This is a genomic window from Xanthomonas hydrangeae (genome assembly GCF_032697525.1).
Taxonomy (GTDB): Bacteria; Pseudomonadota; Gammaproteobacteria; order Xanthomonadales; family Xanthomonadaceae; genus Xanthomonas; species Xanthomonas hydrangeae.
The window spans coordinates 1813972-1838506 of sequence record NZ_CP103836.1; the positions used below are offsets into that span (position 1 = coordinate 1813972).

A 24535-nucleotide genomic window follows, 5' to 3' on the forward strand; every position below is an offset into this window, starting at 1 on the left:
TCGGCGAGCTCATGCGTTGCCGATAGCTTCCGCTCGTAACGTCAGTGCATGCTGGATCGAGCGTATCGAAGTCAGATGCACGTCGTCGCACCGCGTCACCTGGATCGTGGCTCACCGCTTGTTGCAGGCATCTGTCCTGGATCAACGCAGCTGTAGCAATTGCAGTTCCGCACGCGGCGGGCCATCGCCCAACCACAACGTGCCCACACTGATAGGCAAGCTGAAGCGACGTGGGCCGGCACTGCCCGGATTGACGTACAGCACGCCGTCGCGCGTGTGCACCGATGGCTTGTGCGAATGACCGCTGACGATCACCTCTGCCGCGACCTCCGGCGCCAGCGTTTTCAGATCGTGCAACACATGGAGACGCACGCCTGCGATCCGCAGATCCAGCGTCTCGGGTAGCCCGGCTGCCCACGGCGTGTTGTCGATGTTTCCGGCGATCACGTGTAACGGCGCCAGCGCCTGCAGCGCGGTGAGAATCTCCGGCTTGCCCACATCGCCGGCGTGGATGATGGCCGCGCAGCCCTGCAAGGCAGCGACCGCCTCCGGCCGAAGCAAGCCGTGCGTGTCTGAGATCAGGCCAATGCGCAGCGGTGTGGACATTTCAACGCACCCAAACGAACGTCAGCAGCGACAAGAGGCCAGGAATCGTACGTGACATGCATGTCGTCGCACGTGAGTTGAGCTCAGCCGCGCCCAGGTCTTCGGTCCGCAACGCGCGCGTTGTGCAGGCAGCGCTGCAATGCACTACAGCGCGCAGGACAGCAACCGCTCACGGAGCGGCGCGATCTCCCCACGCCCAGACGCTGTTCGGATCGCCCTGCACTCCGCGCCGTTTGCTCGCGCGTGCCAGCTGCCAGTACGTGCATGCCAAGGCCAGCGCAATCAGGTCGATACCGAGCAGCGTTGCGTCCTGCCACGGCAGCACCGCACCGCGCGCGGAAAAACAGCTGGCAACCGGAATCAACGCCGTCAGTACGGCACACACCAGCAACACCTCGTAGGCGCCGCGTGCAGTGGGACGCAGCAAGGCCCACATCAGCATGAGCGCGAAAACCGCGTAGTAGACATGGCGTTCCTGTCCCTGCGGCAGAAACCGCGCCGCGATGAACAACGCCGAGATGCCGGCGACGCTGCCCAGGCACACACCCACCGTGAGCCGTGCCATGGCGTGCGTGCGGCGCGGTTGCTCGACCAGGCGACGCTTGCGGCGTGCCTCGATCCACAACAGGTTGCCGCTGTAGAACAGGAACGCACCGCCCAGCCCCAGCAGGAAGTACAGCCACTGCACCGGCGCATGCCCGAAATTGCCGAAATGCAGCCCCTGCAACCCACGCAGTGCAGCGGTGCCGGCCGACATCGCCTTGGGCTCGAGCACCCGCAAGACATTGCCGGTTGCCGCTTCCAATGCCACACCGCCGAGTGTGTTGAGCTGGCGCTGATCATGGTGGCCATAGACTTCCGCACGCGCATTGGCATCGCCAGCATCGTGAAAGCCGATGCTTTCCGGCACAAACCCCGGGCTGGCTGCACGCGCCTTGTCCAGCAACACCGCGACCGGCAGTAACGAGGCGGCACGCTTGGCCGGTGCCACATGCGGGGTGAGCTCGAACTCCGGCTCCAGGATCTGCATCAACTTGCCGTCGAACACCAGAAACTGAAACGGCGCCAGCAACAGCACACCCAGGCACAACACCGCGCCGGACCAGGCGAAGATCACATGGAACGGCAGCGACAACATGCCGACCACGTTGTGGGCGTCCTGCCACAGGCGCTTGAGGTTGTGGCCCAGCCGCAGCGCGAACAGATCCTTGAAGAACACCGGCGCGTACAGCACTACCCCGCTGACCAGGGCCAGCCCGTACAGCACGCTGATCACGCCGAACAGATACGTGCCGAACACGCGCGGCAGTCCGGCGGTGAAATGCAGGTCGTAGAGGAAATCGGCAAAGCCCACGCGCTGCGGCAACTCCTGCAGCGTGCCATCGGCGGCGTGTTGGTATTGGCGCATGCCGCCACTGGCATCGGCCTGCGCGCCATACCAATACAGCCGTGGAATCGGCCCGTGTTCGCCGGGCAGCAGCACCAGAAACGATTCGGCTACCTGCGGATGCTTGGCGATCACCGCGTCCAGCAAGGCCTGCGCTGCGGCGACCGGATCGGCTGGCGTCTTTTGCGTGACCTGTGGCGTGGCCTGCCAGTCGCTCAACGCATGCGTAAACACGGTGATGGCACCGGCATAGAAGGCGATAAACAAGGCCATGCCGGCCAACAAACCCATCCAGCTGTGCATGGAGAGAAACGCGCGCAAGGTCGATGCTTTCATGCGCTCAACTCCGTCCAGCCCAATACCTTGATGCCCGCAAGCACGACATAGCACAGCGCGGTCAGCCCGCCGAGAACCACCCAGGCGCGTACTGCGCTACGAAACGCGAACGGCAGTGCCATTGCACCGATCCACACCGGAAACATCAGCAACAGCCAGGCCAGCGTATAGCTTTGCTGCGGCCCAGGCAGCAACAACGCGCACAAGCCGACCACGCCAACCGCAAGCGGCAGGCCCAGCACCGCGGCAGCCAGCCATCTAGCCCACATGACGCACCTGCCTGCGTTGCGCACGCGCCTGTTGCCAGACATCCAGATACGGCAGCGCTACCGCCACCAGCATCAGCGCAGTCACTGCGGCGAAGACGCCCGCCCACACACCCAGCGCACGGATGGCGCAGGCCAGCGACAACACCAACAACACGCTGCCACCGCTGCGCAACAGGCGCGCAGACCATCGGCGCCGCAGCACAAGACGTTGATGCGTGGTTGCCAGATAAAACGCAAAAGCCGAGGCGGCAGCGGCGAGCAGATACAAAAACGTCATCAGGCTGCTCATGCGCAAGCCTGCGCCGAGGTGGGCTCAGGCAGCGCACCAGGCCGGGCAGGACATCGGTAGCCACGTCGCGCGGTCGCACGCAGTGGCTGTGCCCTGCACACCGCTGCGTGCGCGCGGCCACTGTTGCGCGCAGCGCAGAAAGCGGCCTCAACAGGCGAACCAACACTCACAGCAATCAAAACGCCCACGCACAACGCTCCCGCAAAGACGGTCGACGGAAGGCATGGCGGCGGCTGTGCCCGGCAGCCCTCCCCGGGCTGCCTAAGAAGCGGCTGACAAACTACCGTGCGCCAATGAAGGCGTTCGCAGCGTTGTGTTCACCACTCTACGGCGCGCAATCTAACAGGTGCCACACCGCCGGACCAGCTGCCCGGCGGTGTGTGCAGTGCATCAGCCGTGCGGCGTCAGCACGATGACCCCCAGCGGCGGCAACAGCAGCGGCAGCGATTGTGCCTGGCCATGCATGGATTGCTGCTCTGCAGTGACCACGCCGCCGTTGCCCAGATTGGCGCCGCCGTAGATGCCGGCGTCGCTATTGAACACTTCGCGCCATTGACCGCTCTGCGGCACGCCGATGCGATAACCGTGCTGCACCAGCGGGGTGAAGTTGATCACCACCAGCACCGGTGCGTCGCCGCGTTTGCCCTTGCGCAGGAACGCAACCACGCTATTGGCCGCATCATCGCCCACCACCCACGCAAACCCGGACGGGTCGTCGTCGTAGGCGTGCAGCGCGGGATATTCGACATACAGTCGATTCAGATCGCGCACCAGCGTCTGCACGCCGCGATGGCGCGGGTCGTCGAGCAGGTGCCAGGGGATGCCGCCGTCGTGATTCCATTCGGTGGGCTGGCCGAACTCGCAGCCCATGAACAGCAACTTGCGCCCCGGGTGGGTGAACATGAAACCCAGGTACGCACGCAGATTGGCGAAGCGCTGCCAGTCGTCGCCCGGCATGCGGCCCAGCAGCGAGCCCTTGCCGTGCACCACTTCGTCGTGCGAGATCGGCAGCACGAAGCGCTCCGAATACGCATAGACCATGCTGAAGGTCAGCTCGCCATGGTGATAACGGCGGTAGATCGGATCCAGCGCGGCGTAGTGCAGGGTGTCGTGCATCCAGCCCATGTTCCACTTGTAGTGGAAGCCCAGCCCGCCATGCGCCACATCGGCGGTCACACCGGGGAACGCGGTGGATTCTTCGGCGATCATCACCGCACCGGGCGCATGCTCGCGCACCACCTCGTTGAGCCGGCGCAGGAACGCGATGGTTTCGTAGTTCTCGCGCCCACCGTGGATATTGGGCACCCACTCGCCGGCATTGCGGCTGTAATCGCGGTACAGCATCGAGGCCACCGCATCCACGCGCAGGCCGTCGACGTGGAAGCGCTGTAGGAACTCCAGTGCGCTGGCGATCAAAAACCCGGACACCTCGCGGCGCCCGTGGTTGTAGATCAAGGTATTCCAGTCGCGGTGGAAGCCTTCGCGCGGGTCTGCATGCTCGTACAGCGCCGTGCCGTCGAAATGCGCCAGGCCATGGGCGTCGGTGGGGAAATGCGCCGGCACCCAATCGACGATCACACCGATCCCGTCGCGATGGCAGCGCTCGACGAAGCGGGCGAAGCCGTCCGGCGAGCCGAAGCGCGCGGTGGGCGCAAACAGCCCCAGCGGTTGATAACCCCACGAGCCGCCGAACGGATGTTCGGTCACCGGCATCAGCTCGACGTGCGTGAAGCCCATATCGGCCACATACGGAATCAGCCGATCGGCAAGCCCGTCCCAATCCAGGTCCACGCCTTCTTCGCGCAGCCAGGAGCCGGCGTGGATCTCGTAGATGCTCATCGGTGCGTCGTGCGCCTGACGGCGCGCACGTGTGGCCATCCAGCCGTCGTCGTTCCACTGATGCGGCGTAGGGTCGGCCACGATCGAGGCCGTGCCCGGCGCCAGCTCGGCACGCCGCGCCACCGGGTCGGCCTTGGCCGGCAACTCATTTCCATGCGGGCCGCGCAACTGGTACTTGTAATGCGCACCGGGGCCGACATCGGGCACGAACGACTCCCACACGCCGGATTGATGCCGCAGCCGCATCGGATGCCGGCGCGCGTCCCAACTATTGAAATCGCCCACCACCGCCACGCGTGTGGCATTGGGTGCCCACACCGCAAAGCGCGTGCCGCGCACGCCATCGACCTCGATCGCATTGGCACCGAGCGCATCGGCCAGTTGCAGATGATGGCCTTCGCTGATCAGATGCAGATCGAAGTCGCTGAGTTGCGGTCCGAACGCAAACGGGTCGGCGGTGTCCTGCTCGCCACCGGGCCAGCCGATGCGCAGGCGATAAGCGCCTTGCGCCGGCAACTCGCCAGCGAACAGGCCCGGCTCCGGGCCTGCCTCCAGCGCGATGACCTGCCCGTCGTCGAGCACTGCATTGACGTAGTTGGCGCCCGGTTGGTAGGTGCGCAGCACCCGTCCGCTGTCGGTCGGGTGCGCGCCCAGGATGGCGAATGCATCGCCATGGCGTGCCTCGGCCAGGGCGCGTGTCGCGCCGGGGTCCCATCGATTGGTCACTGCTGTCATCACTCCACTCATCATGTGTCTCCTGCATCAGCGCGCGCGCGTTGCAGGATGCGTCGCAAGCCTTCCACCGGCACCATCAACCAGCCCGGCCGGTTGGCGGCTTCATAGCGCACTTCGTAGCAGGCCTTTTCCACCAGGAACAACAGCGTGGCCGCATTGAACGCCGCCGGTGCGATCCACGGATGCGTACTGGCATCGAGCACGGCATGGTACGCGTCCAGAAATGCCTGCGTGGAGCGGCGACGGAACTGCACCAGGAATTCATCCAGATGCGTATCCACCCCCACGCCCGCACGTGCGGCAGTGCCTTCTTCGCCGCGTGCCGAGACTTCGCTGGCGTAATCGAGCGAGCGCAGGAAACCGGCTACATCGCGTAGCGGGCTGGCCTTGGCGCGGCGCTCGGACAGCGGTTTGGCCGGCTCGCCTTCGAAGTCGATCAGGATCACATCGTCGAACGCCACCAGGATCTGGCCCAGATGGAAGTCGCCGTGCACGCGGGTCAACAACGACTCGGCGAGCACGCCCGGTGCCTTGGCCAGCAAGGCCTCCAGCTGCGAGCGTTCGGCCAGCACCGCTTCCAGTGCGTCGCGTTCGATCGCGTCGTCGCTGCTGGCCAGGCGTGCGTTGACCGTCTCCCACATCTGTTCGACCTGGCGCGCAACGCCGGCCACCACATCGTTGGCGGCGGGCAGGTCGATGCGCTGCGGGACGAAGTCCGCATCGTCGGTATCGCGCGACAAGGCTTCGTGCAGCTCGGCAAGACGCTTGCCGACCACGGCAGCGAACGCGTCGTAACCGGCCACGGCTTCGGCGCGCGATTCGTCGGTCTGCGCGGTAGCGTACTCGTCGAAACTACGTGCCAGATGGTCCAGCGTCCAACGCCAGGCATCGCCCTGATTGCGGATGAAGCCCTGCAACAACGCAATGGTGGTGATGGTGCCCTGCGCGTCGATGCGGCTGACGCTGCCCAGCAGGGGCGCGGCGTTGGCATAGCCCATTTCGGTCAGGCGACGGCCGATCTCGATCTCCGGATTGGCGCCGTTGGCCACATGCCGCAGCAGCTTGAACACCGCCTTGTCGGCAACCACCAGCGAGCTGTTGCTCTGCTCGGCCGACAACCAACGGATGTCCGGATCGTGCGGAATATCCAGCCTGGCCAACGCCGGCGTCGCTTCGAAACGCACCTGTCCCTGCTGTGAGGCATCGTCGCCATCGCGGAACTCCAGCGTGGAATTCTCGCGCAGCGCATCGATCACTCCGCGCACCATCGGCTTGAGGGCGAACGCGTCGGTGAGGTAACCCACCTCGCGGCCCTGACGCACACGCGCCAGTGCCAACTGCTCGGCCAGCGTGCTGGGGTGGTCGCGCTCCCACACGATGCCGATCGGCAGCATGTAGCTCTCGTGGCGGCCATCTTCCAGCTCCACTTCCAGCTCCAGCAGGCTCATCGGCTCATCGCCGGGCAACGGCGTGCGACGCGAGATCCGCACGTGTTTCAGCACCTGATCCTTGGCCGAGAACCAGCGCCGCGCCGACAGCCAGGCCGGCAGGATTTCGCTTTCCAGCGTGGACAGATGCGGCAGCAGCGCGTTGCCTTCGTCGGTATCGCTACGCAACACCAGCGTGCGGTAATCCGGCAGCGGCACCGGGGTGGGCACATGCCAATCCGGCAAGGTCCCTTCGCTGACCAGCTGGAAGGCGTAGAAGCCGAACGGCGGCACAGTGAGCAGATAGGTCAGGCGGCCGACCGGCGGGAAGCTGCCGCCACCGATGATGTCCACCGGCACGCGGCCTTCGAACTCGGACAGATCCAGTTCCACCGCCTGCAGCGTATGCGACAGATTGGCCACGCACAGCACCGTCTCGTCCTGATAGCAACGCAGGTAGGCCAGCATGCGGCGATTGCCCGGATACAAAAAGCGCAAAGTGCCGCGACCGAAGGCCTGGTAGCGCTTGCGCACGCTGAGCACGCGGCGGGTCCAGGTCAGCAGCGAATGCTGGTCGCGGATCTGCGCTTCCACATTCACCGCCTGGAAGCCGTACAGCGGGTCCATCACCGGCGGCAACACCAGCTGCGCCGGGTCGGCACGCGAGAAACCGCCATTGCGGTCGATCGACCACTGCATCGGCGTACGCACACCATCACGGTCGCCCAGATGGATGTTGTCGCCCATGCCGATCTCATCGCCGTAATACAGCACCGGCGTACCGGGCATGGTCAGCAGCAGGGAAGTCATCAATTCGATGCGGCGGCGGTCGCGCTCCAGCAGCGGCGCCAGGCGGCGACGGATGCCCAAGTTGATGCGCGCGCGCCGATCGGAGGCGTAGGTCTGCCATAGATAATCGCGCTCCGAGTCGGTGACCATTTCCAGCGTCAACTCATCGTGGTTGCGCAGGAAGATCGCCCACTGGCAGCTCTCCGGAATCTCCGGGGTCTGGCGCATGATGTCGGTGATCGGGAAGCGGTCCTCGCGCGCGATCGCCATGTACATGCGCGGCATCAGCGGGAAGTGGAACGCCATATGGCATTCGTCGGCGTTCTGGCCGAAGTATTGCTGGGTGTCTTCCGGCCACATGTTGGCCTCGGCCAGCAGCATGCGGTCGGGGTATTCGGCATCCAGCGTGGCGCGGATCTTGCGCAGGATCGCGTGGGTCTCGGGGAGGTTCTCGTTGGAGGTGCCCGAGCGCTCGATCAGGTACGGCACCGCATCCAGACGCAGGCCGTCCACGCCGCGGTCCAGCCAGAAGCGCATCACTTCCAGCACCGCTTCCAGCACGGCGGGGTTGTCGAAGTTCAGATCCGGCTGGTGCGAATAGAAGCGGTGCCAGAAGTACTGTCCGGCCACCGGGTCCCAGGTCCAGTTGGACTTTTCGGTATCGCAGAAGATGATCCGCGTGCCTTCGTATTCCTGGTCGGTGTCCGACCACACATAGAAGTCGCGCTCCGGCGAGCCGGCCGGCGCATTGCGCGCACGCTGGAACCACGAATGCTGATCGGAGGTGTGGTTGATCACCAGCTCGGTCACGACACGGATGCCGCGCGCATGCGCCTGCGCCACCAGCTGCTCGAAGTCGGCAATGGTGCCGTAGTCCGGATGCACTGCCATGTATTCGGCAATGTCGTAGCCGTCATCGCGGCGCGGGCTGGGGTAGAACGGCAGCAACCAGATGGTGTCCACGCCGAGTTCGGCGATGTAATCCAGTTTGGAAATCAGGCCGGGAAAATCGCCGATGCCATCGTCGTTGGAGTCGAAGAACGACTTGACGTGCACTTGATAAATGATCGCGTCTTTGTACCAAAGCTGATCTGCAACCACCGCAGACTGTTCTGCGTCGGCTTGTAACGATGGGACTGCATTCATGCGACCTCTCCTGCGCGGATGCGCCATAACGCGAACGGCCGCGTCGCCTCTAACCGGATGTGTTGTTGCTTGCCTTGCCATGTGAAGCGATGGCCGTCCCACAGATCGTCCACCGCCACGCTGGCGTGATCGGGCAGGCCCAACTCCCACAATGGAATTTCGATGGCGGCATCCTGCGCGGCGTGGGGGTCCAGATTGATCGCCACCAACACCATGCTGCGGCTGCGCGAGAGGTAACCGGCATCCAGGAACTTGCCGAAGTACAGCACCTGCTCGTTGTGTGCCTGATAGAAACGCGTGCCCAGGTGCGATTGCAGCTCGGGATGCATGCGACGCAGCTGGTTGAAACGGGTGATCTCATCGACGATGTCGCCGGGCGCACGCTCGGGCCAGGCGCGCAGCTGGAATTTCTCCGAGTCCAGATACTCTTCCTTGCCCGGCGCCAGAGGCGTGGCTTCGCATAGCTCGAAGCCCTGATACATGCCCCACAGCCCAGACAAGGTCGTGGCCAACGCAGTGCGGATCAGATGCCCGTTGCGCCCGCTGGTCTGCAGGAACTGCGGATTGATGTCCGGCGTGTTGACGAAGAAATGCGGGCGGAAGCATTCGCGCGGCGTGCCCTGGTTCAACTCTTCCACATATTCCTGCAGCTCGTGCTTGTGGTTGCGCCAGGTGAAGTAGGTGTAGGACTGCGAGAAGCCGCACTTGGCCAGGCGATACATCATCTTCGGCCGGGTGAAGGCCTCCGACAGGAACACCACATCCGGGCGGCGCCCGCGCACATCGGCAATCAGCCACTCCCAGAACGGGAACGGCTTGGTATGCGGGTTGTCCACGCGGAACAGCGTGACGCCCTCGTTGACCCAGAACAGCACCGCATCGCGCAGCGTATTCCACAGATCGGGCACCGCACCGCTGGCGTAGAAATCGACGTTGACGATGTCCTGGTATTTCTTCGGTGGGTTCTCCGCATACGGAATCGAGCCATCCGCACGCCAGGTGAACCAGTCCTTGTGGTCCTTCAACCATGGGTGATCCGGCGCGCACTGGATGGCGAAGTCCAGTGCCACTTCCAGCCCATGCGCACGTGCGGCCTGGATCAAACGGCGGAAGCCATCGAGCCCGCCAAGCTCGGCATGCACTTCGGTATGCCCGCCATCGGCGGCGCCGATCGCATACGGGCTGCCCGGCTCGCCTTCGACGGCAGTGACCGTGTTGTTGCGGCCCTTGCGGTTCTTCGCGCCGATGGGATGGATCGGCGGCATGTACAACACATCGAAGTTCATCGCGCGGATATGCGCCAGCCGCTCGATCACATCGTCGAAGGTGCCGTGGCGCTGCGGGTCGCCGCTCTGCGAGCGCGGGAACAATTCGTACCAACTGGCAAAGTGCGCCGCGCGGCGCTCCGACTCCACCCGAAAGGTCACCGGCGTCTCGGAGCGGAACGGCTTGTCGTCGGCCGCTGCCATCGCCTGCGCGGTGTCCGGCTCCAGCACGATCGCCAGCTGCTGCAGCGGCTCGCTCTGCGCACCGATGCGGGTGAGAACGGCCTGCAGCCGCTCGGCCAACGCACCGGTGCTGCGTGCGTGCGCGGCCTGCACCACGGCCACCGCTTCCTGCACATCCACCGGCAGCACCGTGTTGGCGGCGCGCTTCTTTTCCAGATCCGCATGCAAGGTGGCGAACACATCGCGCCAGCCTTCCACACGGAACTCATAGGTGCCGATGCGCTCCAGCGGAAACTCCGCACGCCAACGGTCGTTGCCCAAGGCGCGCATCGGCGCGCTGGCCCAGGTCTTTGCATCGGCCGGGCGCCACAGCACGGCCACTGCAATGCGGTCGTGCCCATCGCAGAACGCATCGGCCTCTACGCAGATGCGGTCACCCACCGTGCGCTTGACCGGGAAACGACCGTTATCGACCGAGGGCGTCACCGATTCGATGCACACACGCGGCCACGCGGCCGCCGTCTGCGCACGCGGGCGCATGCGCGGCACCGCCAACACATGCCGCGCGGGCACACTGCGATACACGCGCACCTCGCCCGGCTCCAGCGCTTCCAGCGTCGCACCAGACAAGGTGCTGCCGTCTTCGCCCACCAGCGCTTCGGCATCGCCGAGCAGACGCAGCAGATCCGGTGCAGGCACCGGCACCACATGCGCGGCATCGCCATTGATCAACAGCAACGTCGGCAGGCCACCCAGCGGCTCCACTGCAACGGCAGTGAGCCCGGTGGCTTCGCGCAATAGCGGACGCAGCCGCAGGCCGGCATTGCTTGCCGACACGCTGTCAGTGGCGCGGATGCTCGACGGCACCGCATCCAGCTGCGCAGCGTTCAACAACCACGCCCCGCCCAGTGCCTGCGCCAGCTGCCAGTGCTGCGCAGGCGTCGCCGCGCGCTTGCCATCGGGCGCATCCAGCACCGCAACCACCTGGGCGGCGAGTGCGCGCAACGCGGTGTCTTCATCGAAAAACCAACTGCTGCGCCCATCCCACCACGCGAGCGAGGAGAACGCCGCATCGAACCCGGCACCGGCCAACTGTTGCAAGGCTTCAGTGCCCAGACCTGGCGTCCACGCTGCAAATACCACTTCCGGCGCCTGCGCATGGACGCGTGCGATCAACTCGCGCCAGCGCTGCGCCGGGACCTGCTGCGGCTGCAGCAGGCGGAAACCGGCTACGCCCTGCCCGGCCCAGTCCAGCAAACGCGCGCTCCACCACTCCACCAGCGCCGCACCTTCCTGCGCATAGGCAAAACGCGCCTCGGCCACTTCCGGCGTGGTGCGCGGCTGACGCGGGTCCGGCACCGCCGTGCTGCGTGCGCGGAACCATTGCGGGTTCTCGCGCACCACCGCGCTGGCGCCGCCTACTTCGTCCAGGCGCACATCGAGCAGCAGCTTCACGCCAGCGCGGTGCGCCGCCTGCACAAGCTCACCCAGGCGCGCTGCGTCGGCGTCGCTGCCACTGGCGACTTCGCTGAGCCGGCCTTCTGCATCGCGCTCGAACGGTGGCGGCACCACCACGTAGTCGCAGCCCGCCTCGCGCGCCGCGACGCAGCGCTGCTCCAGCCCGGCTTGCTCATTGGTTGTTTCGTTAAGTAGACAGATCCGCATGGCGCCTCCTCAGCAGGCCGCGGCGCAAACACGCGCCGTAACGACAATGGGAGCAACGCGGCGCGAACCATCCAGCAGATCCACAGGCGCTCGCTCACGAGGCACCAGTCCAACTCCCGTCCAGATCGCCCCCTGGCTACCCGCCTGGCCGACCTTTCCACCTGTGACTGCACTCATGCGCAACTCCGCAACGATTCTTGACCCATGCAGTCAAGCACCCTCACTGCGAATTTCATGTGTCGGTCGAATTGACGAAAATCAAACAAGCGCGGCCGTGGCGACGAATTCACACACTACAGACCGCATCTTTACGAGCGCACCGTGCGCGTGGGTGCCCATACGGCAAGTGGCGCCATGGAGCGCGCGACCAGGCACTGGATTGGTGCATCGAACAGGAGACCTGATGGCGAACACGCTACCAAGCATGTCTTGGACATCTGGGATCCGCGTGTAATGGCAACAACGTCCTGCAGTCCAGTGGATCCGGCCAGTGCACTCGGCAAGTTGCGAGGAGTTGTAAGCTATATCTTCAACCTGCAAGGAGAGCAAGGATGCGGATCTATGTCATGGCGGCGCTGCTTGCCATCGCCACAGTCGCGACAGCCAAGGAGCAGAAGCTGACCTCCAGCCGTGCCGAAGAGATCGTTAGGCTGTGGCAGGACTTCAGCGTTAACGACGATATCGTCGTCGAGGATTACGCGGGCTTCGTAAGCGCTATCGATCTGGATAAGGATGGCATCGATGAGATCGTCTATCTCGGCTCCTCGTATTGCACCGACTCCACGTCCGATTGTCCCAACGCGATCAACGTGCTGAGCAAACTCATTCCGAAGAAGACACCGGACCTCAGCGTGCCGATTGACCCATGGGAAACCAGAGCACGCAGGACCGGCTACACGCCAGATGCAAGCGAACAAATTCCAGGCGAGGTCATGGACTTAGCGGTCCAGGGCAATCGCATCGAGGTGGACTTTGTCGTGCAAAAGAAATCGCACATCTGCAAACGGGAGCAATCCAATCCAGATGGCTCGAACCGATGCCCCGCTCCAGGACGTTACACGCAAGCCTATACTTGGAAGCGAGGTGCTTTGACACGCGTCGCTGGCGTCGAAAGCTACCAGCGCAACGTCCCCAAGACCAACTTTCCTAGCAACCTGCAAGGCACATGGGTGACCGCAGGCATTCCCTGTGACCGTGACGCAGCAGACCCAAAGCACGCCATCAGATTCGATTGGGATCATATGACCGGCAAGGGCGAAGATATCTGGCCCAACACGGTGATCTTGCTCGCACGTACGCCTTGGACGTGGCGCATCCTCACCGCATCGGCAAACAAGCCCAATAAGGAAGTTCCGGCGGTGTTTATCCTGAGCCAGATGGAAGATCGCTTGATCATTGCGGAAGAAACACGCGTCAGAACCTTTGATCGGTGCCGGTAAGCGCGGCTCGTGGATCTCATCCGGGAAGAAGAGGATGACTGGTTTAGACTCCGTTCTTTTCCACCCCTGGATTGATACACATGCATGGATTCTGGCTAGCGGCCCTGTTACTGGTATCGGCAGCAGCCGACGCGGCACCAGGCGATGACGAAGCGACCACGTGTCGCAATGGCTTGTTCACCAGCAGCACGGCTGGGTTCTCGATCGCCAAGGTCGCGGTGCCGCGGTTGTATCTGCTCAACGACAGCGACGGCTGCCCGGACAAAGGCGATGCTGCCTGCAGGCGAGGCACGTATGTGGTCAAAGGCGATGCGCTGGTGTTGGCACAGCGGCACGGCGCATATGTCTGCGCGTTGTATCCCAGCAAGGGCGCCGGCAGCGCCGGTTGGGTGGCGCAGGCCAGTCTGCAGCCGCTGCCGAGTGCGAGTACGCCAACATCACAGGCATGGAATGGCCGCTGGCACAATGGCGACAACCAGCTGCAGTTGACCGCGAATGGCGACGGCAGCGTCACCGTCAATGGCGATGCGTATTGGCCCAGTGCAAACCCCACCCCGGAGCAAGTGCCCGGCGGCCCGCATTTTGGCGCCGTTACTGCACGCGGTACTCCCGAGGGCAACCGCGTGGACGTCAACGAAGACGACTGCAATGTACGTCTGCAACTGCTTGGCGACCTGTTGGTCGTTGCGGACAATCTGCAATGCGGCGGTGCGAACGTCAGTTTTGGTGGAGTCTATCGCCGGGAGCCGGCGGCGCGGCGCTGAGGGTTTCCTAGACGAACCCTTAGACCGCCGGTGACCAAGCCGCCCAAACCACCAGCGCCCAGAGTCCTAGCACGGCCAGGAAATTGATGGTGAACACAGCCCCTCTTAGCCGGACATTGCGGGTAAGGATCTGGACGCCGCTATGCAACGCCCGGCCGGCAACGAAGATCCACGCCAGCAGTAGGCCGTCGCGGCCATGCCCCAGATACATCAGCAGAACGCACGCGACATGGAAGAACAGCGGCCACTCGAACTGGTTCGACAGGTTGGCGCCGATCCGCGGCTCGAAATCCGCCCAAGGATTCGCGCCGCTCTTCGGTCTGCCGATGCCCCACACCGCAGGAGCCCGGACAACGGTGAGAAGCACGTAGAGAAAGGCGGCGAGGGCAACGTGCGCTGCCATCGCAAGAATCAAGGGTTGTGACATATCAGCTTCCGGCCGACGCCTGAAATAAAGGCGCCTTCAAGGTGGGTGTGCGCGAGTGGCTTGCCAGCGGTCTAGTAAACGATAGTCACCTTGATTGCGCGCCATCCGGAGGATCACTGAGTTGCTCGGCAATGTGGCCGGACGCTGAAATTAGTTCTGCCGGAGAAAGGATGGCAAGGTTATCTCGTCCGTATTCGCCGCCGAGCGTGCCAGAGATCTTTAGACAGTCTTTGAAGCCCGGCCCGAGTGCGCCGAGACGATCATGCGCTTGCTGCACCAGCCCCGCATGTACCAGTCCGCCAAGGATACCAATGCCCGGCCAAGCGTAGTTGCGCCGTTTGTTCAACAGCTCCCAAGAGCCGGAACAGGGCAGCGCCCACGATCAGGCACGCCAGGTGCACCAGAGCTGCGAGTCCGCTAAGGGCGGTGCCGAATAAAAGAAGCTTGTTAGCTGGAATGCCCATGTAGTTCTCCACAGCCCCAGTAGTATTTCATTCATCGGCCGTGACAAGGCAACCGTCACCTTCAAAAAGGTACCCAAGAGCATCCCGCAACGCATGTTGTTCGAAGGGCGGGAGCTGGAAGAAGATGCTGAGACGTTCCATGCCGCCCAGTGCTCTTGCGGCGTTTGAAGTGAATGCAATCTCCGCAGAGCCCGGCCGAAGCGTGAATTGGGAGATGCCACCGTACGATGATTTTTCTTGGCTGCACCACTGGACGTGGTAGGTATCCATACCGAATGCCACGTCTTGCTCATCGAAAATCAAAGCGCGTTGAAGCGTGAGGTAGGTCTCGCCATTGATCTCGCAGTCACTGAAACCAATCAGGTGAAACCCGTCGTCGACGGGTGCCACCACTACGCTTTTTGCCGAAAATTCAAACGAGCTTGTATTGATATCTAAGGCCTCAATTCGTTCACTGCCACACTCACCTCGCCGTCTCAACAACCATATATTGAAATCCGACTGCGACGTAAGCCAAGAACGCTGCCAATAAACCGAGCCATGCGTGCCAACGCGAACCCTTCTTCAAGCCCATTACGCTTATGCAGATCGACAGAACAAGCATGACGATGGACTTCAGCAAGTATGCGGATGAGGGCAGCACGAAGGCCAGCGGCAGCCCGATGGCCAAGCTTCCAAGTCCGAGGCACTTGAAGAAGCGTCCCTTATGACCCCGGAGATGTCGATTCGAAATCAACATCCCACTTGCGACTGCAATGAACCAGGCGGCAATCGCACACTGGCCTGCAATGAGATCGGATGGAGGTGCAATCACTGAGCGGCGTCGGTTCGAAAGAAGTGTTACGTCACTCGCACAAGCCGTCGCGAGCAAGCGTGGCGGCTATCCGCTCCGCAGACCAATGCCGAGTAATCCAGATGGTAAGCGCGACTCCAGAGATATGCCACCAAAGCGTGTTCCCTACCGAATAGGACGCATTGTGAGTGCTGGCAATACGCCAGGCCGCCTAATACTTGAATTAAGCCTACCCGACAAGTGGAGTCTGGCTGGATGAATTTTCAGGCATCAGGAGAACGGGAGAACGGAACATCCAGCTGATGTTAGCTAAGTACTGCGGTGTAATGGGCGAGCATACCGAGCAGCTTGCTGCGCACATCTTGTAGCTCATCAGAAGCGTCGGGACCACCGGCTAGCGCGCCGGCGACCTGAGCACATCGCGCATGGAGTGTATCTCCTTGCAGCAAAACTCCTGGAAACTTTCGCCCAGTCATTGCAACGTTGCGATGACACCGGGTACTGACGCAATCACGTTCGATGGATGCGTAAGAGGAGATCACGTTGATAAAGCACCCCAGCTGGGGCAACATTCCAGATCGTAGCGATGTGAAGGTATGAGCATTCAAACAAGAACCAATAATGCATTCGCAATCCGCTCTTTCCTATCGCTTGTTGGTGGAGTGGTCTTGTTTCAAGCCGGAAATGCGCTAGGCAAGGACTCCTCCTATCAGATCAACCGGTACTTCATTGCCCTTTGTGCTGTCTATGCATTAGTTCCGATCGCCATTCTTCGAGCCATTCAGCGTCGCCCCGGTTTTTCCAAGCGTCTGTATTCGATAGTTCTTAGCGTGTTGGCGCTGTTGGCAGTTGTGGGAGGAATCGCCTTTTCCCTGATCCCCCTTCCAGGTCCCTAGGCTCGAAAACGACGACGTCGCGCTCACTCGCCGCTTGCAGACCAGGCGTGGCAGACCGGCGATCTGCCACACCCACGCTCACATCGCCTTCTTGATCTCTTCCGCCTTCGCCAGGTGCTGCTCGACGTGCGTCTTGGTCTCGGTCAGGTGCTGCTTGACCGGCTCGGTCGACGCCACTGTCATCATCTGCGTCTCGATCAGCTGCAGCGCGTCCTTGTGCCCGGCGATCATTGCATCGATGTAGGCCGCCGCGTAGTCGTTGCCGGACGTCTGCCCCAGCGTGGACAGGTCCTGCTCGCCTTTGCCCTCCAGCTTCTTGACGTCCGGGGTTTCGGCCAGCGTCCCCAGCGCCTTGGTCTTTTCCAGGTTCTCGGTGTGCTCTTTTTCCATCATCTTCGCGTAGTCCAGCACCGCGCCGGTGACTTTCTTGTCCTGCGCCTGCTTCGCTGCGGCGATCTCGTGGTTGTCCACCGCCCCGAGCAGGCCCAGGGCGATGTCGTCTCCGGAACTCGCGCGCGCCGCGCCTTCCGGCGCCGGGCTGGCTTCGCCGACAGGCGGTGTGGTCGGGGTCGCCGCGCCACCGGTCGGCGTCGGCTCGGTGGACGCGGCAGGCGGCGCTGCGGCCTCCTTGTCGGCATCCGGCTTGCAGCCCGCGAGCGCAAGCGCCGCGACGATGGACAGGACCAACAGTGATTGTTTCATGCTCCACTCCCTCTCGATTGGAGACAGCAGCATCGCCCTCCCCAGGTGAAGAGAGCTCATACACTTCCATTGAGTTAATCAGACACAAGCATGGGCTGCGGGGGCAAAGACACGACGCCGCACCATGCACCGCACCGCACGCGGCCGCACGCCCTCGCGCGCGGGCGTGGAACTGGACCTGGTCAGCGCGGCTGTGGCATGCGTGGCGTGTGGTGGCACTTTCCTGCTGAAAGACGGCCGGGTTTGCCGCACACTACCGCGCCACATTTGGAGTCATTGCTGTGCTGAAGGCCTGGATGCATGCCCTGTTGGGCATTTCGCCACTGGTCCACGCTGCGCCTGCCGACGACGATGCCACCTGCCGCAATGGGTTGTTCACCAGCACGCCGGTGGCGTTCTCACTCGGCAAGGTCATCCCGCCGCGCCTGTACCTGCTCAAGGACACCGATGGCTGCCCGGACACGGGCGGGGCCGCATGCCAGGGACGCGCCTACGTGGTCAAGAACGATATCGTCCTGACGGCGCAGCGCCGCAATGCCTATGTCTGCGTGCTCTATCCCAACAAGGGAGGCGGCAATGCTGGTTGGGTCGCACAGTCCAGCCTGCAGATGCAGCCAAGCGCGGCCACACCCACACCGCAGGCGTGGAACGGCCACTGGCACAACGGCGACAACACGCTGCAATTGACCACCAACGCAGACGGCAGCATCACCGTCAACGGCGATGCGTACTGGCCCAGCGCCTTTCCCGACCCGGAACAGACGCCGGGCGGTCCGCACACCAGCTCGGTCACCGCGCGCGGCTATCCAGAAGGCAACCGCGTCGAGGTCAACGAAGACACGTGCAAGGTGCGCCTGCAATTGCTGGGCGACATGCTGCTGGCCGACGACAACCTGGAATGCGGCGGAATGAACGTTTCCTTCGGCGGGGTGTACCGAAAGAAGTAATCGCAAGCCTAGCCATCCTGGTGCGCCGCACGCCTGCAGGGGAAGGCGCGACGGAGGCAGGCACGCCATCACTACCACCGCGCGGCATAAGAGCCGATGTGAGGTGGCGCAGTGCCATTCCCGCTGGCCCACACCGACCAGAACGGGTTCGGCTCGCTCGATCCCGCAAGCAGTCCAGTGGATGGTGATAGCAGCAGGACGCGCCAGAAGACCTTGTCAGGGATGACGCACCACGTAGAGCGGCGTCATCTATCATTACCGATTGCTGTTTTGAAGGAATTGCGTTGAGACATTCCGCCACGCGTTTGATGCGCGCGCCGCTGCTTGCTGTCATGGCGCTGCTTGCGGCTTGCAGCACAACCAACACCACCAACACGCCGTTGCCGCCGTCGGCGGACACTACTGGCAACACAAGTTACTGCATCGGGCGTCTTGCCGTGACGACCGATGTGCCCCTGCATTTTCTGGGAAGTTCCGCGCAGTTTTACTGGGGCGACATCGATAGCTACCGCGAGGACGCCGCCAGCTATGCGCAGCGCCTGCTGACCGCACAAGCATCGGCCAGCGATGGCAAGGTGCGCCAACTGGTCAAGCCGGTGGAAACGCTGGCACAGGACGATGGCAGGGTCATCGTTGCACACGCGGAAGACGCGTTGCCGCTCGACCCGAATGTCGTCCAGGTCACCGGTTTCGCCCATCGCGATGGCACCACCTTTCGTTTCCAGAAGACGGCCATCAGCCGCCTGCAGGACATCACCGAGCGGCGCACCAAGGACATCCTGGCTTCGATAACCAGCAGCGCACCGCCCTTCCCGCCAGCGGCACAGTCCCAGCAGGGGTTTTGCATCATGCACGGCACCGTCAATCTGGCACCCGGACACGACTGGCACGAAGCCTCCAGGGTCGAGGGAGAATTCACCCTGCAGGAAGCGCGCTACCGTTTCAGTCTGCGTTCGCGCTACCTGCGCTCGCTGTCGTTGAACGAACAGGAAGTGACAAACCAGCGCGACCTGCTACTGGCACTGGCGGGCGCGGTACCGGGCTCCGGCCTAGCGCAGATCAGTGAGCTATCGGGCGCCGACGGCAATCCATCGCAAGGCAGTGCCAGCCTGCTCGAGATGACGACAGCCGACGGCAAGCAACAGGTCTACGAGTGGCACATGCCGGCCGTCAGTACAGTACCCAATACGCCCGCAACGTTTCTCTACATCTGGCCAGCGTCCGGGCAAGCGTCAGCCCGGGACCAGGCCAATTTCATGCGCTGGGTCGTGGCCCATCCGCAGCAGACGACACCGCTGTTACAGATAAAGCCAATGGCCAGTAACGGTGAGCCTCAACAGGCAACACCAGCAGCGGAAGAGAGCAGGTTGGTGTACCGGATGCAGTTGCATTACCACGGCGACCAGGCTGCCGGCGGGCGCCATTACGTGATCTACAAGGATGGCCAGAAAGTCGACGATGGACGCAGCGATGCCAACGGATTCACCAAGGCACACAATGCTGACTACGACCAGGTGTGGACAACCAAGGTGCTGAACAAATGAGTCCCTGCTTCGGTGCACCAGCCAAATTTCAAGACCTGCAATACGTGCAGGTGCTCAGCGTATCCAACCAATGGTCTGACCGATGTAGCACCTTCCCCGCATAACCAGGTGCCCACCCGTCACTTCCGTCTCGAACTCATGAACCGTGTCACCGGGCTGCATGGCGCTTCGTAATTCGGCTTCCTCCTGACTGTGCGGACCTAGCGCCGCCGCTGCCGCTGGAGGAGCAAGCGCTCGCCCCATCTTTTTGATGCCTGCAGGTAGCGGCTTACAGATGCCCGGTGTAAGCAGGGGCGGCCGATGGGTCGCAAGCACTACACAACCTGCCACTACGCCTGCGAGTGCAAGGAGCCAAAGCAGGGAACCAGTCGGGTTTGGTCTGTATGCCATAACTATCTATTGCCCTTAATCGACGCAGAAAGCCATGAAATCCTCGTCCCTTTCGCTTACCAGGAGACCTGCAATCTGCTGTATGAAGACGACAAAGCTCTCTCCTCACCGCAAGTACAGCAAATCTCGATTCACCCCTATTTACGATGCGCCGATGACGTAGGAGGACGGGGGTGACAGGCGAGCATGGTGTGATAGCCGGGACGTAAGTGCTGCAGCGAGGCAATTCCTACCTGAGCGAGTTGTCAGGCGCTCCGTTGATGCTTCCCGGCAAGAAATTCAATTGCCTCAAGATCCTGGCTAGTGATGTGATCCGTGATGTGAAACACCTCCTTGCACCACGGGTGATTCAGTGCCTGGGCCCGGTCCAGCAAAGCCCCAAGGAACGTTGCTTTGGACCATGGCGACTCTGCGGCATCGGTGAGTGCCACGTTATATGTCCCCTCGGTGGCCCAGAGGCGGAACAGAAATGCAATGCGATCTGCTGGCGAGGCCGATTCACCCCACTCGCCGAGGCTGATCAAACCGCTTATATGCTCCGGTTCGTGCCCGGGCGTGTACTGAAGGTAGTAAACAGCGTGCGCGTTACCGTCATCTGTAACGAAACGCGTGAGGCGAATGGTCTCTTTCCCGCAGCACTCGCAGGAGGAAACGCTTGGTGGTTCAAACTCGATTGCGATCATATATTTTTGGCGCCTGACATCAGAGGTACGTCGCGCCGCACAGTGGCGACGGTATGAATGCGTCGTCAGAGAGATCCCAGTGAATCCTTACTTCTCATTCCCAAGTGATGCAATGCGCGTTCGACGTGTTAAGCCTCATAAAGTTTCGCCAGATACGTCATGAGGGATGAGCTCCTGAATTGAACCGCGTCGCGGAGCGGGTTCGGCTTGAATGAATTTTCAGGCTCTCCAAGAAAGGAGGCCAGCAGCGATAAGCTTGAGACGCACCATGGCCTCATCGGTGCCGAGCCTGCCGGCCTTGCCATAGCTGGCATGAGTCTTAGGGGTTTCAGGATGGATATTAGCCAGAACGGTCTCGGCCAGTGCGCGATGTGGAGCTATGCGGGCAGCCAGCCGGCCTAGCAGCGCCTGGCCCGCAGCGTCGGACTCATGCCCGTCCAGTGCGTATGCCCAGTAAAAGTTATCGTACGCTGCACAGAAAGCTCCTAACGACAACGCACCGGCAGCACACTGCCGCACCAACTCATCGTGGTGATCGAGGGCGAGAACAAGTTCCGGCTCTGATGGGTAAGTGATCATATGCTCCAAAGGACCTAATGCCCGCGTCACCTCGGCGTCGCCGTGGAGGCAGTGCCGCTCACGTTACCTGCCATGCGACCGCCTGGATAACGCCTCCAGCGCCTGTAGGTCACGCGTGGTCTCCAGTGGTGCGGTCCTTGAGCAACTGCCCAGCATAAGAGGCTGGGAACCGCTCGCGTATACCAACAGATCGGATCCCAAGAGTGGAACGAACCCATCACCGAAAAAATTGATTGAATCTTCCGCTGTTGCCTGGATACGGTCTCCTGGCTTCAGCTGACCTTTCCAGACTTTCAGCACGCGAAGCTCGACGAGCCGCACAGCATCACGACCAAAACCGGGTGCCGCATAGCTCCTCTCAACATGCGCAGAGATCACGTGCTGAGCAGAGGAGTAGGCCTGCGCCGTGGATTGCTGCCCACCGCATGAGATGGCCACGGCAGGCGCAGCGACGGCGAGGCAAGCAATGAGAATGGCGACTTTCAGCATGCTGCCCACCCGTTGAATAGATCTGTGCCACGCCTGGATAGTTTAGCGCTCGACAAGCGTGAACTCATCGCCGACCGTGGCAAATGGCTGGCCCAGCTGGATCGCCCCACGCGCATCACGCGAGTGCGGTACGAAGACCTCGACTGTCTCGCCCGATACGTGCGCCAATCGCGTACAGATTGCATCCGTCTTGTCCTCCTGTCCGGGTGGCACCACAGACATCTCCATGCAGATGCAGGCGGCCCGGATGGCGCCAAGACGGGCAGATTGCGAGAAGGACGCTTGAAGTAGCTCAACCATCTCCGCAGATACGGAACATTCAAACCCAAGGTCACCAGCAACCTGAGCAATCGTCCCATCTGGGCGCATCAAGACACCGAATGGGATGAACTCGCCATGTGCAAGCAGCATGTACTCGGCGAAGCCACGCGCCTCGTTACAGAGGGCATTCAGATCTTCGGAAGCCACACTACAGTCCTGATCCTGCCTGCTACGGGAATGCGGCAACGCGAATGCCTGGCGATACGTTGGTCGCCGGAAATTGCTATCGGTGATCGAATCCATCGCCTGACAGTCTTCATCCGCCACGTCGACGACCACCCAGCGGCCCTGGATGAAGGATTGTCAGTTGCCACTTGCGGCCTGGCCAAGTACCGGCTGGGCTGCACGGAACTCCGCACTGGCCCTGGGGTACTAGGGAAACAGGCCGGACTTGGACGGCCAAATAATCTGGTAAAGCGGAAAGTCGTCTCCCTGATAGTACCAGCGGGCAAAACCTACATGCTCGTAGTACTCCGACAATGGCAATTCGGCAAAACAGCAGGAGTAGTGATTAATGAGGGCATCTGTTGGTTGTGACAGGTCGAACGGTGTTCCGGCTTGCGCCGCATCCGCAACGATCGAGAGGATCTGGTGCGACACCCTTGAGGACAAGCCGAGGATGATCAATTCCGGGTGCCCAAACGTCTGGTACATGCCAACGGTGAAGGAGTACCCAACCTGCTCGCCCTCCTCCATGATGTGGATGCAATGCCATCCATATTCGGCAACGTCATCAAGTAGCTGCCGCTCACTTTCGTCTACACCGACACTGCGAACCATGCTTTGCGCCTGACTGCGACCCGACCGCCCAAGTGCGGTACGGCAATATCCTCGCCGAGCGGTTAAGTAAGGTCAATCTGGATTCGCCTGCACAGCCCGCCGGATACACAGGGGAACGACGCAAGCCATGCAGAACAAGCTGCAGCGTCAGGTGCTGGCGTGTATCTGGCAAGCGTGGCCAAGTCGGAAAGAGGCGTGACATCGGCCTACAGTCATTATCCGACGATTGCAAAAACGCATTCCATGACTGTCTTGATGGCGAACTGTGTAGGCCCCGCCGATACCTTCATAGGAGCGGGGCGGTCTGCCATCTGGAGCAGTGAGGGTGACCTCGTTTGCAGCGCTGATGCCTTCCAAGAGGCATTAGTGGCGTACGACACAAGGAATGGAGAAGCGAGCGTCTTCAGATTGCCTTGAGGTCAGGCCAGGACCAACGCAAGGCAGCCCTACCTGTGCGGTGACACTCGGCAATCCCGCTTGCCCGCTGCGTCAGCAGCTGCGCGAGGACATCTGCGGCGGCGGGTTTGGCTTGACTGCATTATCAGGACGCAACGACCTGTGGATATAAGCCCTTTGCGCTGTTGAGCCCAGCGGCCAACTTCCCTACCTTGGACAATAGCTTGCCGATATCCTGCTCAGGATCAGCGTAGAAATAATCGATGCAAAAGCGAAGTGACGTGCCAAACTGATCGCCGATGGGTGGAAGCGCAACGCTCCTGATCTGCATCGGCTCGCCCGCTCGCGCCGAATCGCGTACCCACCAGGAAATGAACTCGAGTGCCTTGAGGCCTTTCGGATCGCGCGTGATACCAAAGTTGACGGAGATGGCAAGCTCGTTGTCCAAGCCTCCCTTTGTGCGCTTCAAAGCGCCTAGCGGCAGGTCGGCATACGGAAGAAGACTGAAGTCGCTTTCCGTGACATCAGAAAGATCCACCTTGTCCACCGCTGCATCGGTAATGCCAGGGATAGACGTAATGGCGTCTTGCAGTTCTTGTACTTCAGGCGGCATTGCAGCTCCAGACGAATTAACTCGAATGATCGTCGTCGAGGCGCTGCTTGCCGTCAATTGCTCATGGTCTTGGAATTCGCCGCCCACGGCGCGAAGCAACACCAGGAGATGAGATCAAACGCATATCTGTTGTATTCCGGCATCGCCAGCGCCGTTGGCGCCGGACTCGCACGATCATCTTGAGAGATAAAGGAGCCAGGCACCACCTATCTCGTCGAAGCACAGTGGTATTGAAAGGCCTTGCGCGATGCGCATGGCAAACAGGGGCGTGGCGGCATTCCCGCTGACTTAAAAGCAAATTTCTGAGTCAGCGGGCAATTTACGTCAAGGCGTGTAGCCCCACTGCCCGATGATAGCTTCCAAGGTGGCCTG

23 protein-coding genes are annotated in these 24535 nt (G+C 62.0%); 5 read left to right on the plus strand and 18 right to left on the minus strand.

Translation table 11 applies throughout. From position 1 onward, the window contains the following. Nucleotides 1-141: 141 nt before the first annotated feature. The 7 genes from NYR97_RS07470 to NYR97_RS07500 form a co-directional block, all read right to left on the minus strand. The gene (locus NYR97_RS07470; RefSeq protein ID WP_316697331.1) at nucleotides 142-606 is read right to left on the minus strand and encodes a metallophosphoesterase family protein; all 465 of its coding nucleotides are present in this window, start codon (nucleotides 604-606) and stop codon (nucleotides 142-144) included. 169 nt (nucleotides 607-775) lie between these two features. Next, nucleotides 776-2329 (minus strand): PepSY-associated TM helix domain-containing protein, encoded by a 1554-nt coding sequence (locus NYR97_RS07475; RefSeq protein WP_316697332.1) that lies wholly within the window; start codon nucleotides 2327-2329, stop codon nucleotides 776-778. Continuing rightward, a complete protein-coding gene (locus NYR97_RS07480; protein ID WP_316697333.1) occupies nucleotides 2326-2598 on the minus strand; it encodes a hypothetical protein in 273 nt (90 codons plus the stop codon). The genes NYR97_RS07475 and NYR97_RS07480 overlap by 4 nt, the downstream gene beginning before the upstream one ends. Further along, nucleotides 2588-2887: a hypothetical protein gene (locus tag NYR97_RS07485; RefSeq protein WP_316697334.1), complete on the minus strand. Its 300-nt coding sequence runs from the start codon at nucleotides 2885-2887 to the stop codon at nucleotides 2588-2590. Before NYR97_RS07485 ends, NYR97_RS07480 begins: the two co-directional genes overlap by 11 nt. Before the next feature lie 390 nt (nucleotides 2888-3277). Beyond that, nucleotides 3278-5461 carry a 1,4-alpha-glucan branching protein GlgB gene (gene glgB / locus NYR97_RS07490; protein WP_316698082.1) on the minus strand — a complete coding sequence of 728 codons (2184 nt, stop codon included), beginning with the start codon at nucleotides 5459-5461 and terminating at the stop codon, nucleotides 3278-3280. A gap of 11 nt (nucleotides 5462-5472) precedes the next feature. Next, entirely contained in the window at nucleotides 5473-8823 is a 3351-nt protein-coding gene (gene treS, locus NYR97_RS07495; protein ID WP_316697335.1) for a maltose alpha-D-glucosyltransferase, read from the minus strand. Continuing rightward, nucleotides 8820-11936, minus strand: a complete 3117-nt coding sequence (locus NYR97_RS07500) for a maltotransferase domain-containing protein (protein ID WP_316697336.1) — start codon at nucleotides 11934-11936, stop codon at nucleotides 8820-8822. The genes treS and NYR97_RS07500 overlap by 4 nt, the downstream gene beginning before the upstream one ends. A gap of 551 nt (nucleotides 11937-12487) precedes the next feature. Between NYR97_RS07500 and NYR97_RS07505 the strand changes: the two genes are divergently transcribed. Both NYR97_RS07505 and NYR97_RS07510 read left to right on the plus strand, forming a co-directional pair. Further along, nucleotides 12488-13375 (plus strand): hypothetical protein, encoded by an 888-nt coding sequence (locus tag NYR97_RS07505; protein WP_316697337.1) that lies wholly within the window; start codon nucleotides 12488-12490, stop codon nucleotides 13373-13375. An 80-nt stretch (nucleotides 13376-13455) separates the two neighbouring features. Next, nucleotides 13456-14139 (plus strand): hypothetical protein, encoded by a 684-nt coding sequence (locus tag NYR97_RS07510; RefSeq protein ID WP_055825755.1) that lies wholly within the window; start codon nucleotides 13456-13458, stop codon nucleotides 14137-14139. 19 nt (nucleotides 14140-14158) lie between these two features. Here the strand turns inward: NYR97_RS07510 and NYR97_RS07515 are convergent, their stop codons facing one another. The 4 genes from NYR97_RS07515 to NYR97_RS22415 all read right to left on the minus strand — a co-directional run bounded on the left by NYR97_RS07515 (nucleotide 14159) and on the right by NYR97_RS22415 (nucleotide 16395). Next, complete coding sequence (locus NYR97_RS07515) at nucleotides 14159-14566, minus strand: MAPEG family protein (protein WP_316697338.1); 408 nt, start codon at nucleotides 14564-14566, stop codon at nucleotides 14159-14161. Between the two features lie 85 nt (nucleotides 14567-14651). Continuing rightward, on the minus strand, nucleotides 14652-14912 hold the full coding sequence (locus NYR97_RS07520) for a hypothetical protein (protein WP_316697339.1): 261 nt from the start codon (nucleotides 14910-14912) through the stop codon (nucleotides 14652-14654). Nucleotides 14913-15057: 145 nt separating this feature from the next. Then, nucleotides 15058-15420 carry an Imm10 family immunity protein gene (locus NYR97_RS07525; protein ID WP_316697340.1) on the minus strand — a complete coding sequence of 121 codons (363 nt, stop codon included), beginning with the start codon at nucleotides 15418-15420 and terminating at the stop codon, nucleotides 15058-15060. A 708-nt stretch (nucleotides 15421-16128) separates the two neighbouring features. Then, the gene (locus tag NYR97_RS22415) at nucleotides 16129-16395 is read right to left on the minus strand and encodes a DUF6959 family protein (RefSeq protein WP_425613046.1); all 267 of its coding nucleotides are present in this window, start codon (nucleotides 16393-16395) and stop codon (nucleotides 16129-16131) included. A 24-nt stretch (nucleotides 16396-16419) separates the two neighbouring features. Here NYR97_RS22415 and NYR97_RS07530 point away from each other — a divergent pair, with 24 nt between their 5' ends. Next, nucleotides 16420-16719, plus strand: coding sequence for a hypothetical protein (locus NYR97_RS07530; protein ID WP_316697341.1), 300 nt, complete (start codon nucleotides 16420-16422; stop codon nucleotides 16717-16719). A gap of 78 nt (nucleotides 16720-16797) precedes the next feature. Here the strand turns inward: NYR97_RS07530 and NYR97_RS07535 are convergent, their stop codons facing one another. Continuing rightward, nucleotides 16798-17421, minus strand: a complete 624-nt coding sequence (locus NYR97_RS07535; protein WP_316697343.1) for a DUF4142 domain-containing protein — start codon at nucleotides 17419-17421, stop codon at nucleotides 16798-16800. Between the two features lie 296 nt (nucleotides 17422-17717). On the opposite strand from NYR97_RS07535, the gene NYR97_RS07540 reads away from it, so the two are divergent. After that, entirely contained in the window at nucleotides 17718-18368 is a 651-nt protein-coding gene (locus tag NYR97_RS07540; protein ID WP_425613047.1) for a hypothetical protein, read from the plus strand. Nucleotides 18369-18676: 308 nt separating this feature from the next. Next, on the plus strand, nucleotides 18677-19912 hold the full coding sequence (locus NYR97_RS07545; RefSeq protein WP_316697345.1) for a hypothetical protein: 1236 nt from the start codon (nucleotides 18677-18679) through the stop codon (nucleotides 19910-19912). A gap of 635 nt (nucleotides 19913-20547) precedes the next feature. Here the strand turns inward: NYR97_RS07545 and NYR97_RS07550 are convergent. The 6 genes from NYR97_RS07550 to NYR97_RS07575 all read right to left on the minus strand — a co-directional run bounded on the left by NYR97_RS07550 (nucleotide 20548) and on the right by NYR97_RS07575 (nucleotide 24265). Beyond that, entirely contained in the window at nucleotides 20548-20985 is a 438-nt protein-coding gene (locus tag NYR97_RS07550) for a hypothetical protein (RefSeq protein ID WP_316697346.1), read from the minus strand. Nucleotides 20986-21204: 219 nt separating this feature from the next. Beyond that, nucleotides 21205-21564 carry a hypothetical protein gene (locus tag NYR97_RS07555; protein ID WP_316697348.1) on the minus strand — a complete coding sequence of 120 codons (360 nt, stop codon included), beginning with the start codon at nucleotides 21562-21564 and terminating at the stop codon, nucleotides 21205-21207. Between the two features lie 63 nt (nucleotides 21565-21627). Then, entirely contained in the window at nucleotides 21628-22053 is a 426-nt protein-coding gene (locus tag NYR97_RS07560; RefSeq protein ID WP_316697349.1) for a hypothetical protein, read from the minus strand. A 42-nt stretch (nucleotides 22054-22095) separates the two neighbouring features. Then, nucleotides 22096-22653: a hypothetical protein gene (locus tag NYR97_RS07565; protein ID WP_316697351.1), complete on the minus strand. Its 558-nt coding sequence runs from the start codon at nucleotides 22651-22653 to the stop codon at nucleotides 22096-22098. A gap of 93 nt (nucleotides 22654-22746) precedes the next feature. Continuing rightward, the gene (locus tag NYR97_RS07570) at nucleotides 22747-23154 is read right to left on the minus strand and encodes a DUF4262 domain-containing protein (RefSeq protein WP_316697353.1); all 408 of its coding nucleotides are present in this window, start codon (nucleotides 23152-23154) and stop codon (nucleotides 22747-22749) included. Between the two features lie 541 nt (nucleotides 23155-23695). Then, nucleotides 23696-24265 (minus strand): hypothetical protein, encoded by a 570-nt coding sequence (locus tag NYR97_RS07575; RefSeq protein WP_316697355.1) that lies wholly within the window; start codon nucleotides 24263-24265, stop codon nucleotides 23696-23698. Nucleotides 24266-24535: the final 270 nt, after the last annotated feature.